The 14,421-nt window shown below is 68.2% G+C and carries 11 protein-coding genes, 1 tRNA gene, 1 other RNA gene and 1 pseudogene; 6 read left to right on the forward strand and 8 right to left on the reverse strand.

What is annotated here, in order from left to right; all coding sequences use genetic code 11:
- Positions 1-5: 5 nt before the first annotated feature.
- Together TU34_RS20305 and TU34_RS20310 are read right to left on the reverse strand one after the other, a co-directional pair.
- Positions 6-443 carry an SRPBCC family protein gene (locus tag TU34_RS20305; protein ID WP_045824703.1) on the reverse strand — a complete coding sequence of 146 codons (438 nt, stop codon included), beginning with the start codon at positions 441-443 and terminating at the stop codon, positions 6-8.
- A 67-nt stretch (positions 444-510) separates the two neighbouring features.
- A complete protein-coding gene (locus TU34_RS20310; protein ID WP_045824704.1) occupies positions 511-1,014 on the reverse strand; it encodes an OsmC family protein in 504 nt (167 codons plus the stop codon).
- Positions 1,015-1,195: 181 nt separating this feature from the next.
- Here TU34_RS20310 and TU34_RS20315 point away from each other — a divergent pair, with 181 nt between their 5' ends.
- Together TU34_RS20315 and TU34_RS20320 are read left to right on the forward strand one after the other, a co-directional pair.
- Entirely contained in the window at positions 1,196-2,617 is a 1,422-nt protein-coding gene (locus tag TU34_RS20315) for an FAD-binding oxidoreductase (protein WP_045824765.1), read from the forward strand.
- Positions 2,618-2,676: 59 nt separating this feature from the next.
- Entirely contained in the window at positions 2,677-3,942 is a 1,266-nt protein-coding gene (locus tag TU34_RS20320; protein WP_238981406.1) for a class I SAM-dependent methyltransferase, read from the forward strand.
- Between the two features lie 201 nt (positions 3,943-4,143).
- Here the strand turns inward: TU34_RS20320 and TU34_RS20325 are convergent, their stop codons facing one another.
- From TU34_RS20325 to ffs, 5 genes are all read right to left on the reverse strand, one after another.
- Positions 4,144-6,315 carry a DNA polymerase III subunit gamma and tau gene (locus TU34_RS20325; protein ID WP_045824705.1) on the reverse strand — a complete coding sequence of 724 codons (2,172 nt, stop codon included), beginning with the start codon at positions 6,313-6,315 and terminating at the stop codon, positions 4,144-4,146.
- Positions 6,316-6,335: 20 nt separating this feature from the next.
- Complete coding sequence (locus tag TU34_RS20330) at positions 6,336-7,712, reverse strand: glycosyltransferase 87 family protein (protein ID WP_052689100.1); 1,377 nt, start codon at positions 7,710-7,712, stop codon at positions 6,336-6,338.
- 43 nt (positions 7,713-7,755) lie between these two features.
- The gene (locus tag TU34_RS20335; protein WP_052689101.1) at positions 7,756-9,036 is read right to left on the reverse strand and encodes a glycosyltransferase 87 family protein; all 1,281 of its coding nucleotides are present in this window, start codon (positions 9,034-9,036) and stop codon (positions 7,756-7,758) included.
- 1 nt (position 9,037) lies between these two features.
- Complete coding sequence (locus TU34_RS20340; RefSeq protein ID WP_045824706.1) at positions 9,038-10,333, reverse strand: aspartate aminotransferase type Ic; 1,296 nt, start codon at positions 10,331-10,333, stop codon at positions 9,038-9,040.
- Positions 10,334-10,393: 60 nt separating this feature from the next.
- Positions 10,394-10,488, reverse strand: an RNA gene (ffs, locus tag TU34_RS22730) — signal recognition particle sRNA small type.
- A gap of 96 nt (positions 10,489-10,584) precedes the next feature.
- On the opposite strand from ffs, the gene TU34_RS20345 reads away from it, so the two are divergent.
- A tRNA-Ser gene (locus TU34_RS20345) sits at positions 10,585-10,673 on the forward strand.
- 35 nt (positions 10,674-10,708) lie between these two features.
- On the opposite strand, the gene TU34_RS20350 is transcribed toward TU34_RS20345, so the two are convergent.
- On the reverse strand, positions 10,709-11,113 hold the full coding sequence (locus tag TU34_RS20350) for an NUDIX hydrolase (protein WP_238981407.1): 405 nt from the start codon (positions 11,111-11,113) through the stop codon (positions 10,709-10,711).
- Between the two features lie 69 nt (positions 11,114-11,182).
- On the opposite strand from TU34_RS20350, the gene TU34_RS20355 reads away from it, so the two are divergent.
- The 3 genes and pseudogenes from TU34_RS20355 (at position 11,183) to TU34_RS20365 (ending at position 14,406) form a co-directional block, all read left to right on the forward strand.
- The gene (locus tag TU34_RS20355; protein ID WP_045824707.1) at positions 11,183-12,595 is read left to right on the forward strand and encodes a 3' terminal RNA ribose 2'-O-methyltransferase Hen1; all 1,413 of its coding nucleotides are present in this window, start codon (positions 11,183-11,185) and stop codon (positions 12,593-12,595) included.
- Positions 12,592-14,042 (forward strand): annotated as a pseudogene (locus TU34_RS20360) (polynucleotide kinase-phosphatase); the annotation flags it as partial. The gene TU34_RS20355 and the pseudogene TU34_RS20360, both read left to right, overlap by 4 nt.
- 97 nt (positions 14,043-14,139) lie before the next feature.
- Positions 14,140-14,406: a membrane protein gene (locus tag TU34_RS20365; RefSeq protein ID WP_045824708.1), complete on the forward strand. Its 267-nt coding sequence runs from the start codon at positions 14,140-14,142 to the stop codon at positions 14,404-14,406.
- Positions 14,407-14,421 lie beyond the last annotated feature (15 nt).

Consider the following 14,421-nt stretch of genomic DNA (forward strand, 5'->3'; position numbering starts at 1 on the left):
GGTCGCTACTTCTCGAGCCGCGTCTTCAGGTTGCCCAGCAACGCCGACTGGATGCGGTTCAGCCCCTTGGGGGCGAAGGTCTTCTCGAAGAAGCCGCCGATGCCGCCGGCGCCCTGCCACTGCGTGGTGGTCGAGACCTTGGAACCCGAACCCGCCGGGGTGACGGTGTAGGTGGTGACCATCGTCGAGTTCGCGTCGCTCTCGGTGATGGAGTTCGCGTCGGCCGTGACCGTCGCCTTCACGTTCCGCGAGCGCTTCTTCGTCGCCTGCAGCGTCCACTGCGCGACGGTGCCCGCGCCCGACTTCCCGCTGACCACCTGGTAGTCGAGGTACTGCTCGGGCAGGATCTGCGGACGAACCACGGTGTAGTCCGACAGCGCCGAGAGCACCGCGTCGGGTGCTGCGTTGATGTCGATCGACTGGGTCGCCGAAACCTGGGCCACGAAAATCTCCTCGGTGTCGGGCCCGCCGGGAGGGCAGGCCGTGTCGTGCCGAACAGATTACCGGTGGTCAGCCCCTCCTGATCGCCACCGGCGCCGACCCCGCGAGGGTGCGGGCGACCACGCAGTAGCGCTCGGTCAGTTCGAGGAGCTTCGCGACCTTGGCGTCGTCGGCGTCGGTGTCGAAGGTGAAGGTCAGGGAGATGTCGGTCATCCCGACGGGCACGTCGCGGTCGATGCCGAGGGTGCCGCGGGCGTCGAACGCGCCGTCGGCGCGCACCTGTGCGTTGCGGATATCGAGCGACATGGCCGTCGCGACCGAACGGAACGTCACCCCGGCGCAGGCCACGAGTGCCTGCAGCAGCATGTCGCCCGAGCAGGCCTCGCTGCCGTCGCCGCCGGTGGTGGGGTGCAGACCCGCGGTGATGGGCCCGGCCCAGGTGTCGACGGTGCACGTGATGTCGCCGTCGGTGAACGTCCCGACGGCGTGCAACGGCGCGAGCGCGGCCTCGGGCTGTTCCTTGTACTGGTCCTTGAGCGGCTTCTGCAGTTCGCGCAGTGCGGTGGCGTCCATGCATCCATCGTGGCACGGGTCGGGTGGTGTTCATCCACGCGCCATGAGGTCGTGTCCGGTGGCTGGTTGGCGGGGCCGAGAGCGGAGTCCTACTCTCATCGAGATGACTTCAGACACAGCGACGGGATCGGGCGAGGTGGTGAGGCGACGCCGGTCGCAGGCGGGGTCGAACGACCGCGAGATGGGGGCCGAGGCCTTCGCCCGCGGAGTCGAGACGCTTCTCGCGAGCTACCGCGCGATCCCCGACCACGCCACCGTCCGGCTGGCGAAGAAGACCTCCAACCTCTTCCGCCGTCGCGCGAAGAACCCCTACCCGGGTCTCGACGTCTCCGGTCTGGACCGCGTGATCTCGGTCGATCCCGACGCGATGACCGCCGACGTCGCCGGTATGTGCACCTACGAGAACCTCGTCGACGCGACCCTCCCCTACGGTCTCGCACCGTTGGTGGTGCCCCAGCTCAAGACCATCACCCTCGGCGGGGCGGTCACCGGGCTCGGTATCGAGAGCACGTCGTTCCGCAATGGGCTCCCGCACGAGTCGGTGCTCGAGATGGACATCCTCACCGGCTCGGGGGACATCGTCACCGCGAGCCCCACCAATGAGAACGCCAACCTCTTCCACGGCTTTCCCAACTCCTACGGGACGCTGGGCTACAGCACGCGGCTGCGGATCGAACTCGAGCGCGTCGACCCGTTCGTGGAGCTGCGCCACCTGCGCTTCACCGACATCGCGACGCTGCAGGACACGATGGACCGCATCATCACCGACGGCAGCCACGACGGCGAGACCGTCGACTACCTCGACGGTGTCGTGTTCACCGCGACCGAGGCGTACCTCACCCTCGGTCGTCGCAGCGCGGTCGAGGGTCCGGTCAGCGACTACACCGGGTCCGACATCTACTACCGCTCCTTCCAGCACGCGACGACGTCGACGCCGATCCGCGATCGGCTGACGATCCACGACTATCTGTGGCGGTGGGACACCGATTGGTTCTGGTGCTCGCGTGCGTTCGGTGCCCAGAACCCGAAGATCCGTCGATTCTGGCCGAAGAAGCTGTTGCGCAGCAGTTTCTACTGGAAGCTGATCGCCCTCGACCACCGTTACGACATCGCCGACCGACTCAACGCCCGCAAGGGTGAGCCGCCGAACGAGCGTGTCGTGCAGGACATCGAGGTGCCCATCGAGCGGACCACCGAGTTCATCGAATGGTTCCTCGAGACCATCCCGATCGAACCGATTTGGCTGTGCCCGTTGCGGTTACGCGCCGGGAGCGAAGCAAGCGGCGCGGACGACGCGAGCGGGTCGAAGGGCGACAGGCCGTGGCCGCTGTACCCCCTGGAGCCGAACCGCACCTACGTCAACGTCGGGTTCTGGTCGGCGGTGCCGATCCAGGAGGGCGCGATCGAGGGACGGGCCAACCGACTGATCGAGGCGAAGGTCTCCGAGCTCGACGGCCACAAGTCCCTGTATTCGGACGCGTTCTACGACGAGGACCAGTTCGACGAGTTGTACGGCGGAGACGCGATGCGGCGTCTGAAGAAACAGTTCGACCCGGGAGCTCGTTTCCTGGATCTCTATGCGAAGGCGGTGAAGCGTCAATGATGGCGAATCACGGAACATCCACCCGAGGCGGTTCACCGTCGATCATCTCAGCGCCCAAGATGTCGCTCGCCGAGATCGTCGAGGCCATCGCCGGCGGTGACCTCAAGGTGCGGGTCACCGCGTACGACGGCAGCTCCGCCGGGCCTGTCGACGCCGAGTACGGCCTCGATCTCGTGACCCCGCGTGGCACAACGTATCTGGTCACCGCACCGGGTGACCTCGGGATGGCACGGGCCTACATCTCCGGCGACCTGAACCTCAAGGGCAGTCCGCCCGGCGATCCCTACGATGCGCTCAAGGCCCTCTCGGCGAACGTCAGTTTCGCGCGACCCAACGCGATCACGCTGGCCAACATCACCCGGTCACTCGGGCTCGAGCACTTCAAGCCGATCACCCCGCCCGCCCAGGAGGCGCAGCCGAGGTGGCGTCGTATCGCCGAAGGCCTGCGGCACAGCCGAACTCGCGACGCCGAGGCGATCCACCACCACTACGACGTGTCGAACACGTTCTACGAGTGGGTTCTCGGACCGTCGATGACCTACACGTGCGCCTGCTTCCCCGACCGCGACGCGAGTCTGGAGACCGCTCAGGACAACAAGTACCGCCTGGTGTTCGACAAGCTGGGCCTGAAGCCGGGCGACCGGTTGCTCGACATCGGTTGCGGCTGGGGCGGAATGGTGCGCTACGCCGCACGCCAGGGTGTGTACGCGATCGGTGCGACGCTGTCGGCCGAGCAGGCCGACTGGGCCCAGAAGGCGATCGCCGAGGAGGGGCTCGCGGAGTTCGCCGAGGTCCGGTTCAGTGACTACCGCGATGTCACCGAGACCGGGTTCGACGCGGTCTCGTCCATCGGACTCACCGAGCACATCGGTGTGGCGAACTACCCGTCGTACTTCGGTTTCATGCGCGACAAGGTGAAGCCGGGCGGGTTGATGCTGAACCACTCGATCACCCGGCCCGACAACAAGGGCAAGCACAAGGCGGGCGCCTTCATCGACCGCTACGTGTTCCCCGACGGGGAGTTGACCGGGTCGGGCACCATCATCGCGGCCATGCAGGACGCCAGCCTCGAGGTGGTCCACGAGGAGAACCTGCGCGAGCACTACGCGATGACGCTGCGCGACTGGAACCGGAACCTCGTGGCCAACTGGGACGACGCCGTCGCCGAGGTCGGTGAATCGACCGCCCGCCTGTGGGGTCTGTACATGGCCGCCTGCCGGGTCGGCTTCGAGCGCAACATCATCCAGCTGCACCAGGTGCTCGCGGTGAAGCTCGACGAGAACGGCGGCAACGGCCTCCCCCTGCGCCCCTGGTGGAACGCCTGATCTGACACCCCCGCAGTGGGGCACGTAAACCCCGCAGTTGGGCAGATAGTTCCCGCAGTTGGGCAGATAAATCCCGCAGTTGGGCATCGGCGTTTGCGATGTCGTTCGGTCGGGCTCGTCACGTGCCCAACCGCGGGCATTACGTGCCCAACTGCGGTCGTTAGATGCCCAACTGCGGTCGTTACGTGCCCAACTGACGGGTTAGGTGCCGTCGATGGGGCGGGCGCCGAGCTCGGAGACGAGCAGCGCCATGGCGACCTGCTCGGGATCCATGCGCGGATCGGGGTCGCTGTCGCGGGCGTCGGCGATCATCTCGTCGCGATCGGCGTCGGTGAGGTCTTCGTCGGCGACGGGTGGCGCCGGTTCCGGGGATGGTTCCTCGGGCGGCGGTGGTTCGTCCGATGACCCCGTGGCCGCCGCGTTCGCCCCACTGCGTCCGCCACGACGCGTGTAGGTGGTCTTCTCCGCCGTTGCGCCCTTGCGGCCGGGACCCGTCAGATCGTTCAAGGTCGCCGCCGACGCCGCGTCGTTGGCCATGTGGACGCAGCGCATGGACCACTCGCCGCCGAACACGTCGCCCATCGCGGCGCTGATCACCGTCTGGCCCCGCGGTTCGGACAGCCGCGCGACCAACGGCGCCGCGTCGTGGCTGATCACGAGGGTCGACCCCTCGACCGCGCGCACCGTCGCGGCCGACAGCATCACCTGGATGATCTTGTCGCGTTCGCCGATCTTCGCGCGTACATCGGCCCACTTCGCGCGCACGGTCTCGACGTCGACCCCGGGCGTCGCAGGTGGACCGGGCTCGGCTGCGGCGGGCTCGTGCTCCACGAGTTCCGGTTCCGGTTCGGGCTCGACCGATTCGGGCTCGACCTCGGCGAACGGCGCGGGCTCGACGACCTCCGGCTCCGGCTCGGGCTCGACGGGTGCAGGCTCGACGACGGGGGGCTCGGGCTCGGGCTCCGAGACGGCCTCGGGCTCGGGCTCGGGGACGATCTCGGGTGCGGGAGCCACCGCGACCGGTTCGACGACGGGTGCCGGAGCGGTGACCGCAGGCTCAGGCTCGGGTCGAGGCTCGGGCTCGGTCTCCCGACGTTGCGAGGGACGCACGAACTTCGACCCCGCGTCGGTGTCGGCGGGCGCGGCAGGCGGTCCGGCGGGCCCGGGCACCACCGCGGGTGCCGGTGCACCGATCTGCGCCGTGACCGCCGGAGCGCCACCCGCAAGCTGCGCCTCGATACGCTCGATCCTTTGCAGCACAGCCGATTCCGCATCCGAGGCCGAGGGCAGCAGCATGCGCGCGCACATCACCTCGAGCAGCAGGCGTGGCGAGGTGGTGCCGCGCATCTCCCCCAGGGCCGCGTGCACCGTCTCGGCGAAGCGGGTCAGCGTGGCGGGGCCTATGCGCTCGACCTCGGCACGCATGTGCTCCACCTGGTCCTCGGGGACCTCGACGAGTCCGCGCTCCACCGCGTCGGGCACGGCCTGCAGGAGGATGAGGTCGCGGAACCGTTCGAGCAGGTCGACGGCGAACCGACGCGGATCGTGGCCGGCGTCGACCAGTCGCTCGACCGCACCGAACAGTGCGGCGCCGTTCGACTCGGCCAACGCGTCGACGGAGTCGTCGATCAGCGCGACATCGGTGACGCCGAGCAACGCCAGCGCCCGCTCGTAGGTCACGCCCTCGGGTCCGGCGCCGGCCAGCAACTGGTCGAGAACACTCAACGAGTCACGTGGCGAGCCACCACCCGCGCGGATCACCAGTGGGAACACCGGCGGCGCCACGGTGACATTCTCCTTGGCGCAGATCGACTCGAGCAGGCCGCGCATCACCGCGGGCGCGAGCAGCCGGAACGGGTAGTGGTGGGTGCGCGACCGGATGGTCTGCAGCACCTTCTCGGGCTCGGTGGTCGCGAAGATGAAGATGAGGTGCTCCGGCGGCTCCTCCACCACCTTCAACAGCGCGTTGAAGCCCGCGCTCGAGACCATGTGCGCCTCGTCGATGATGAACACCCGATACCGCGACGACGCCGGGGTGTAGGAGGCGCGGTCGCGGAGCTCGCGGGTGTCGTCGACGTTGCCGTGGCTGGCCGCGTCGAGTTCCATCACGTCGAGGTTGCCGGGACCGCCGGGCGCCAGCGCCACGCACGAGTCGCACACGCCGCACGGCGTCGAGGTGGGGCCTTCGACGCAGTTCAGCGACCGGGCGAGGATGCGCGCCGACGACGTCTTGCCGCAGCCGCGTGGACCCGAGAACAGGTAGGCGTGGTTGATGCGGCCGGAATCGAGTGCCCGGCACAGCGGCTCGGTGACGTGTTCTTGACCGACGACGTCGGCAAACGTAGCTGGTCGATACGTCCGGTACAGGGCCACGCGAGAAAGACTACCGGCGCCTACCGACGCGCCGAGCGCCCACCGACGGCACTGTCCACAGGCTCGTCGGCGCTGTCGTCGATCGCCCCGCGCGGCACCGCTCGGCGTGACCCGACGAGGTACGCGCCGAGCGTGGCGATCGCCGTGATCAGCAGGACCCACAGATATGGCTGCGCACCGAACCAGCGGAACCACGCGGGGACGGGGTTCATGAACAGACCGATCCCGTAGAACGGTCGCAACCCCACGGCGCCGTCGGGGAGGAAGAACTTCCACACGAACGTCGAGAGCACGAGAGCGACCGGCAGCGCGGTCAGGGCGACGGCCCGCACATACGACGCGCGAGTCCAGGCCCGCAGGACGAGATCGACGGTCACCACCAGCAGCGGCACGAACCACACCCAGTGGTGACCCCAGGAGAACGGCGACACCGCCGTCGTCGTCATACCCGTCAGCGACAACGCGAGGACGTCGTTGCCGTGGCGATGCGCCACCATCGCGGCGCCCAGTCCGAGGGCGGCGACGACGACGATCGCCAGCAGCCACACCGCTGTGTTCGGTTCACGGGTCTGGAAGATGTGCGCGATCGCGCCGCGCAGCGACTGGTTCGCCGGGTTGCGGACATCGCCGACGCGCTGGGAGTCGAAGACCTTGTCGGTCCAGAACATCCACGACTGCTTCGGGATGAGAACCACCCCGATCACCACGGTCGCGACCCCCGTGGCCGCGGCCACCGCGACCGCCCGCCACGAACGCGTGAGGGCGAGGAAGAACACGAAGAACGCGGGGGTCAGCTTGATGCCGGCGGCGATTCCGACCCCGACACCGCGGAGTCGACTGCCCGACGGACGCAACAGATCCCACATCACGATCGCCATCAGGAAGACGTTGATCTGGCCGTACCAGATGGTGGTGCGCACCGGCTCGAGCAACAGCGCGATCGCGACCAGCGACGTCGCCACCACCACCAGGCGCGCGTCGAGGCGGTATCCCAGCGCCCGGAAGCTCGCGACCACCACATAGAACAGCGCCACCACGATGAGGGCCGACCACGCCGCGACGGCGACGTCCTTGCTCACCCAGGCGAGCGGCTGCATCACCACGGTGGAGAACGGTGTGTAGGTGTAGTCGAAATGTCCCAGCACCGGCCGGTCGTAGATCGGCTGACCGTGGAGCAGGTGCTGGGCACCGGCTCGGTAGACCCGCAGGTCCGCCTGGTTCTGGAACAGTCCGAAGACATGCGCGCGGAACGGGATGTACGCGTATTGCAGGTACAGGGCGACGGCGGCGAGGGCCACGGGGATCGCATAGAGGGCGGGGTGTCGCGGGAGGGTTCTCCCGGTCACCTCGCGCCCCATCATCTCGCCGCCGTCCGACGACGTCGCTCCCGCGGCCACTGTTGCACTCCTGGACTCGATCGACACACGGTGTCATCGATCGTCAGGAATGATAGCCATCCTCGGCGAGCGCTCGGGAATCGAACACGGACATGCGTGCAGGGACCAGGATCACCAACGTCGTCACCGCGGCGACGACGAACACCCAGTTGTACGGGTCGAGGGTGAACCATCGGAGCCACTCGATGCCGTGCTTGAAGAACAGACCGGTGTAGCGGGCGTCGGGGTGGGTCTCGCCGACGAAGGTCATCGGGCCGTCGATCACCGTCCGCCACGCGAACGTCACCAACAGCAGGGCGACGGCCGCCGTTGTCGCCGCGACCGCGATCAGCCGGGTGCGCGCCGCCAGCGCGTGGTGCACGAGGATCACCCCGAGCGGGACCACCCAGACCCAGTGGTGCCCCCACGACATCGGCGACACCGCGCACGACGTCATCCCCACCAGCGTCAACGCCAACAGCTCCTGGCAGCGTCGATGGGCGACCACCGCCGCCCACAACCCCAGCCCCATCGCGAGCAGCGCGAGCACCAGCCAGGCGCCGGTCGAGGGGCTGTCGGTGCGGAAGTAGTTGGCCAGGGCCCCGCGGATCGACTGGTTGCCGACGGTGTCGGGCACCCCGACGCGATTCGAGTCGAAGAACGTTCCAGTCCAGTACTGCCACGAGTCCCGGGGCAGCACCACGAAGGCCGCCACGATCGTCCCGACGAATCCGACGATCACGCCGATCGCGGCCCGCCATCGGCGCTGCACCAGCAGATACAGCACGAAGATCAGCGGGGTCAGTTTCACGCCGGCGGCGATTCCGGTGCCGATCCCGTGCAGGCGCGAGCGATCGGCCCGCAGCAGATCCCACAGGATGACCGCCATGAGGAAGATGTTGACCTGGCCGAACCAGATGGTGCTGCGGACCGGTTCCAGCAATGCCGCCACCAGCACCAACGACACCGCGATCACCCGCAGGCGCGGGGTGATCGGCCGGCCCAGCGCCCGGAACGACAGCGTGATCACGAAGTAGAGGGCGACGAAGATCGCGGCGGTCCACACGATGCGCGCGGCGAGGAACGACATCCACGCGAACGGGGTGAACACCACCACCGACACCGGCGCGTAGGTGTAGTCCATCTGACCCAGCAGCTTCGCGTCGTAGAGGCGACCGCCGTCGAGGACGGTGCGGGCCCCGGCGCGATAGACGTCGAGGTCGAGCTGGTTGTCGAACAGTCCCCAGAACGGGACGTCGTATCCGATGATCAGGTGCTGGACGTAGACGGCGAGGACGCCGAGGGCACCGAACCCGGCGACGATCAAGGTCCGGCGCGCGACCACCTCAGGACTTCGGGTCGGGAACCGCACCCACCGCGAGCAGCTTGTCGGCCGCGGCGAGCAACACACACGTCGCGACGCCGTCCATCGCCGTGGCCAGTTCCTCGGTGCCGGGGAAGGTGGGCGCCAGGCGGATGTTGCGGTCGTAGGGATCGCGCTTGTACGGATAGGTGGAGCCGGCCGCGGTCAGCGCGATACCGGCTTCCTTGGCCAGTTCGATCACTCGCGCGGCGGTGCCGTCGATGACGTCGAGGCTGACGAAGTATCCGCCGTCGGGTTCGGTCCACGACGCGACCTTGGAGTCGCCGAGACGGTCGGACAGGATCTTCGCGACCAGTGCGAACTTGGGCGCCAACAACTCTCGATGCTTCGCCATGTGGGCGCGCACACCGTCGGCGTCACCGAAGAACATCAGGTGACGGAGCTGGTTGACCTTGTCGGGGCCGATGGAGCTGATGCCGACATGCTTCTGGTGCCAGGCGATGTTCGACTCCGACGACCCGAAGAACGACACCCCGCTGCCGGCGAAGGTGATCTTCGACGTCGAGCCGAGGACGTAGGGCCGGTTCGGGTTGCCCTCCTGCGCGGCGATCTCCAGGATCGGCACCGGCGGCGGGAAATCCTCGGTGAGCGTGTGCACGGCGTAGGCGTTGTCCCAGTACACACGGAAATCGGGCGCCGCGGCGGGCATCGCCATCAGGCCGCGCACCACGTCCTCGCTGAAGGTGACACCGGTGGGGTTGGAGAACGTGGGCACCGCCCACAGGCCCTTGATCGTGGGATCGTCCGCGACCAGTGCCGCGCACGCGTCGACGTCGGGGCCGTTGGGCAGCATCTCGACGGTGACCATCTCGATGCCGAGGCTCTCGCAGATGGCGAAGTGACGGTCGTATCCGGGCGCGGGGCACAGGAACTTCACCGGGTCGCGACCCCAGGGACCGTCCGAATCGGGGGTGCCGTGCAGCATCGCGAACACGGTCAGGTCGTACATGATCTCGAGGCTCGAGTTGTTCGCCGCGATCAGCTGCTTCGACGGCACGGCCAGCAGTTCGCCGAAGATCTCCCGCAGACCGGGCAGACCGGCGGTACCGCCGTAGTTGCGACAGTCGGTGCCCGAGGGGTCGATGTGGGTGTCACCCGGCAGCGACAGCAGTCCGTTGGAGAGGTCGAGCTGATCAGGCGACGGTTTGCCCCGGGTGAGATCGAGTTTCAGCCCCGCGGCCTGCAGCGTCTCGTAGAGTCCGGCCAGCTCGTCGCGGGTGGAACCCAGTTCGGCGGCACTCATCGAGTGGTAGTTCACGCTGGCCTTTCGCAGACGATCTCTTCAGGTCCGACACCACCGCGCCGTGGTGGACACATAAAAAGAGGATCCCGCGCACCCGAGAGAGCCCGTTGACCCTTGCTGCCTTCCGGCCCTGGGGGAGTTCACAGGATGCACGCCGCGCGGGATCCGAGGTCGAGTGTAGACGGTGGGGTGGCGGCGACTCCAACCCTTGCCACGACCAGGGCCTTTTTGGTGGTCATCGCCGCCGCGGCTACTATCGCAGCACTGGAGGATTCGCCTAGTGGCCTATGGCGCTCGCCTGGAACGCGGGTTGGGTTAACAGCCCTCAGGGGTTCGAATCCCCTATCCTCCGCCAGTCAGACCAGCTCACGCCGATCGCGGCGAGGACGATCAGGCGCCACGCGAGAGCAGCGGGAACACCGCCTGGGTGAGCAGCGGCGCGATGTCGGCGCGGTCTCCCTCGACCGGCGCCAGCCAGCGCACCTCGTCGATCTCCGCGGCCGCCCCGGGGATGTCCAGCCAGGGATGTTCGAAGACCGATGCGCGCAGGGTGTACCCGTCCTCGTTGGCGGCGGGGGTCGCGTGGACGCCGAGAGACCTGAGCTGCGCCGGATCGAGAACGGCGCCGACCTCCTCGTGCACCTCACGGATCGCCGCCTGCGCCGCCGACTCCCCGGGTTCGGGTTTGCCGCCCGGGAGCATGAATCGCGCCGTCCCGCGTTTGCGGACGGTCAACACCCGCCCCTCGCCGTCACGGATCACCACCGCACTCACCACGATCAACCGCTCGGTCACACCGTGAGACTAGTTCGGGGCACAGAAAACCTGAGGTGGCCGAGCCGGTCGGTACGGCACACTGACCCGATGTTCCTGACCATCTCGGCGCGACGCTCCCCGGCGTTCGACGCTCCGAGCGACCTCGGCTTCCTGCTCCACAAGCACCCCGACCGGGTGCAGTCGTTCGACGTCTACGGCGGAACGGCGCAGGTCTTCTACCCCGAGGTCACCGACGACATCTGCACCGTCGCGTTGCTGCTCGAGGTCGATCCCGTCGCACTCGTCCGCGGACGCTCCGGCGCGCGAGACGGTTTCGCCCTGGGGCAGTACATCAACGATCGCCCGTACGTGGCGTCGTCGCTCCTCGCCGTCGCGATGGGAAAGGTGTTCCGGTCGGCGCTGAACGGACGGTGTCCCGGCCACGAGCAGCTCGTGGACCGCGCCGCCGATCTCGAGATCACCCTGCCCGCGGTACCGGGGAATCCCGAACTGCTGCAACGACTGTTCGGCCCGTTGGGCTGGACGGTGACCGCGACGCCGGTCGCACTCGACTCCACCCGACCGGAGTGGGGTGCGGCGCCGTTCGTGTCCCTCACGGTGCGCGGGACGCTGCGACTCGCCGACGCGCTCGGCCACCTCTATGTGCTCCTTCCGGTGCTCGACGACGCGAAGCACTACTGGGTGGGCGAGAGCGAGATCGACAAGCTGATCCGCACGGGCGGCTCGTGGTTGGCCACGCATCCCGAACGCGACCTCATCACGCACCGCTACCTCGCTCGCCAGCGCGGGTTGAAAGAGGCTGCCATACAACGCCTTGTCGAGCTCGACGACCGTCCGGCCGACGATGCTGTCGCCGAGGAGGTGGTCACCGTCGCCCGCCCCCTGGTGCGCGAGCGCCACGACGCGGTCCTGCAGGCGGTGCGAGAGCTGCAGCCCACGTCGGTGGTCGACCTCGGGTGCGGTCAGGGTGCCCTGCTGGCGTCGTTGCTGGAGATCCGTGGCGTGACCACGGTGGTCGGGACCGAGGTGTCGGACTCGGCGCTGTCGACCGCCGCCACCCGGCTGCACACCGATCGCATGACCGAACGACAGTCGGAGCGTTTGCACCTGCTGCTGTCGTCGCTGATGTACACCGACGACCGACTCGAGGGAACGGATGTCGCGGTGCTCATGGAGGTGATCGAACACATCGACACCGATCGGCTCCCGACCGTCGAGGCGGGCGTGTTCGGGGCGATGCGGCCGCGAGCTGTCGTGATCACCACGCCGAACGCCGAGTACAACGTCCGCTACCCCGGGCTCGCGCCCGGCGCCTTCCGTCACACCGACCACCGGTTCGAGTGGACGCGAGCGGACTTCACCGCGTGGACGGCGGCGACCGCCGACCGATACGGCTACTCGGTGGATCTACGCACGGTGGGTGAGGTGGACGCAGTCGTCGGATCGCCCACGCAGATGGCCGTTTTCCGCGTTCGCGAGTCACTGGAGGAGGCGTCATGACCGAGTTGGCCATACCGCGCCTGTCACTGGTGTTGCTCGTCGGGACCAGCGGGTCGGGCAAGTCCACCTTCGCCGCCGAGCATTTCGCGCCCACCGAGGTCATCTCGAGCGACGACTGTCGCGCGATGGTCTCCGACGACGCCAACGATCAGGGCGCCACCGGCGACGCCTTCGACGTGCTGGAGTACATCGCCGGGAAGCGTCTGAGCCGTGGACTGCTCACGGTGATCGACGCGACGAACGTGCAGGCGTCGTCGCGGAAGTCGCTGCTCGCGCTGGCGAAAGAGCACGACGTGCTCCCGGTCGCGATCGTTCTCGACCTCCCGGTGTCGCTGGCCGTCGAGCGCAACGCATCACGCCCGGACCGGACCTTCGGGTCGCATGTGGTGAAGCGGCAGCACGACCAGCTGCGCCGCTCGCTGCGCAGCCTCAAGCGCGAGGGTTTCCGCACGGTCCACGTGCTCGATTCCGTCGAGGCCGTGGCGCAGGTGTCGTTCTCACGGACGCGGCTGTTCAACGACCGCAGTGACGATCACGGCCCCTTCGACGTGATCGGCGACGTCCACGGCTGCCTCGGCGAGCTGCGAGAACTGCTGGCGCGCCTGGAATACGCTGTCATCGAGGACGCCGACGGTCAATCGGTCGACGCCACCCACCCCGACGGGCGTCGCGTGGTGTTCGTCGGCGATCTCGTCGACCGCGGTCCCGACTCGGTGGGCGTGCTCCGCCTGGCGATGGGGATGGTCGCGTCGGGCAACGCACTGTGCGTGTCGGGCAACCATGAGGCCAAACTCGTTCGCGCGCTGAGCCGCAAGGATGTGACCCCGAGCCACGGGCTGCAGGGAACACTCGACGAGCTGTCGGCCGCCGGGTCCGAGTTCACCGCCGCGGTCCGGGAGTTCTGCGACGGTCTCGTGGCGCACTACGTCCTCGACGGGGGGCGACTCGTCGTCGCGCACGCCGGCCTCACGGAGAAATATCACGGACGCGCCTCGGGCCGGGTGCGCGCCTTCGCGCTGTACGGCGACACGAGCGGTGAGACCGACGAGTTCGGACTGTCGGTCCGTTATCCGTGGGCCGACGATTATCGCGGCGCGGCGACGGTTCTCTACGGCCACACACCGGTTCCGACCACGAGTGGGTGAACAACACCCTGTGCCTCGACACCGGGTGCGTGTTCGGCGGCAGCCTCACGGCGCTGCGCTATCCCGAACGGGAGGTCGTCTCGGTTCCTGCGGCCGCCACCTACTACGAGCCGGTACGGCCGCCTGCCCCGCCCGAGCGGGATCCGCAGGTTCTGGCGCTCACCGACGTCCTCGGTCCGCGCGTCATCGACACCGCGTACATGGGTCGGGTGTCCCTGCGCACGGAGAACGCGGCCGACGCGTTGGAGGTGATGAGCCGCTTCGCCGTCGCACCGACGGAACTCATGTACCTGCCGCCGACGAACTGTGAGCCCTGGAGACGGCCGCTCTTGATTCGAGAGCGGGCGTGCGATTGACTGACACTCCGGACACCGTTGCCACCACCCGAGGAGTTCTGCCATGTCGGATCGACCCGTCACCGCCGCCACCGTCGTCGGCGCAGGCCTCGCAGCCACCGGTGTGGCCCACTTCGTCGTGCCGCAGGCCTTCGCCGGCATCACCGCACAGGCCTTCCCCGATGACACCGCCACCTGGATCACCCGCAACGGCATCACCGAGACGGTGGTCGGGACGGCGATCGCGATCCCGGCGACCCGCCCGCTCGGATGGGTCGGACTCGGCGCGTACGTCGCGTTCCTCGGCGCCCAGGCCGTCCGGTCACGCTGAGATCTGGTCGTTCTC

The organism is Williamsia herbipolensis (genome assembly GCF_000964005.1).
GTDB classification, from domain to species: Bacteria; Actinomycetota; Actinomycetes; order Mycobacteriales; family Mycobacteriaceae; genus Williamsia_A; species Williamsia_A herbipolensis.

Coding starts and splice junctions, on each gene's coding strand:
- TU34_RS20355 (WP_045824707.1), top strand. CDS start 11,183: ATGTTCCTGACCATCTCGGCGCGACGCTCCCCGGCGTTCGACGCTCCG.
- TU34_RS20310 (WP_045824704.1), bottom strand. CDS start 1,014: ATGGACGCCACCGCACTGCGCGAACTGCAGAAGCCGCTCAAGGACCAG.
- TU34_RS20320 (WP_238981406.1), top strand. CDS start 2,677: ATGTCGCTCGCCGAGATCGTCGAGGCCATCGCCGGCGGTGACCTCAAG.
- TU34_RS20315 (WP_045824765.1), top strand. CDS start 1,196: ATGGGGGCCGAGGCCTTCGCCCGCGGAGTCGAGACGCTTCTCGCGAGC.
- TU34_RS20365 (WP_045824708.1), top strand. CDS start 14,140: ATGTCGGATCGACCCGTCACCGCCGCCACCGTCGTCGGCGCAGGCCTC.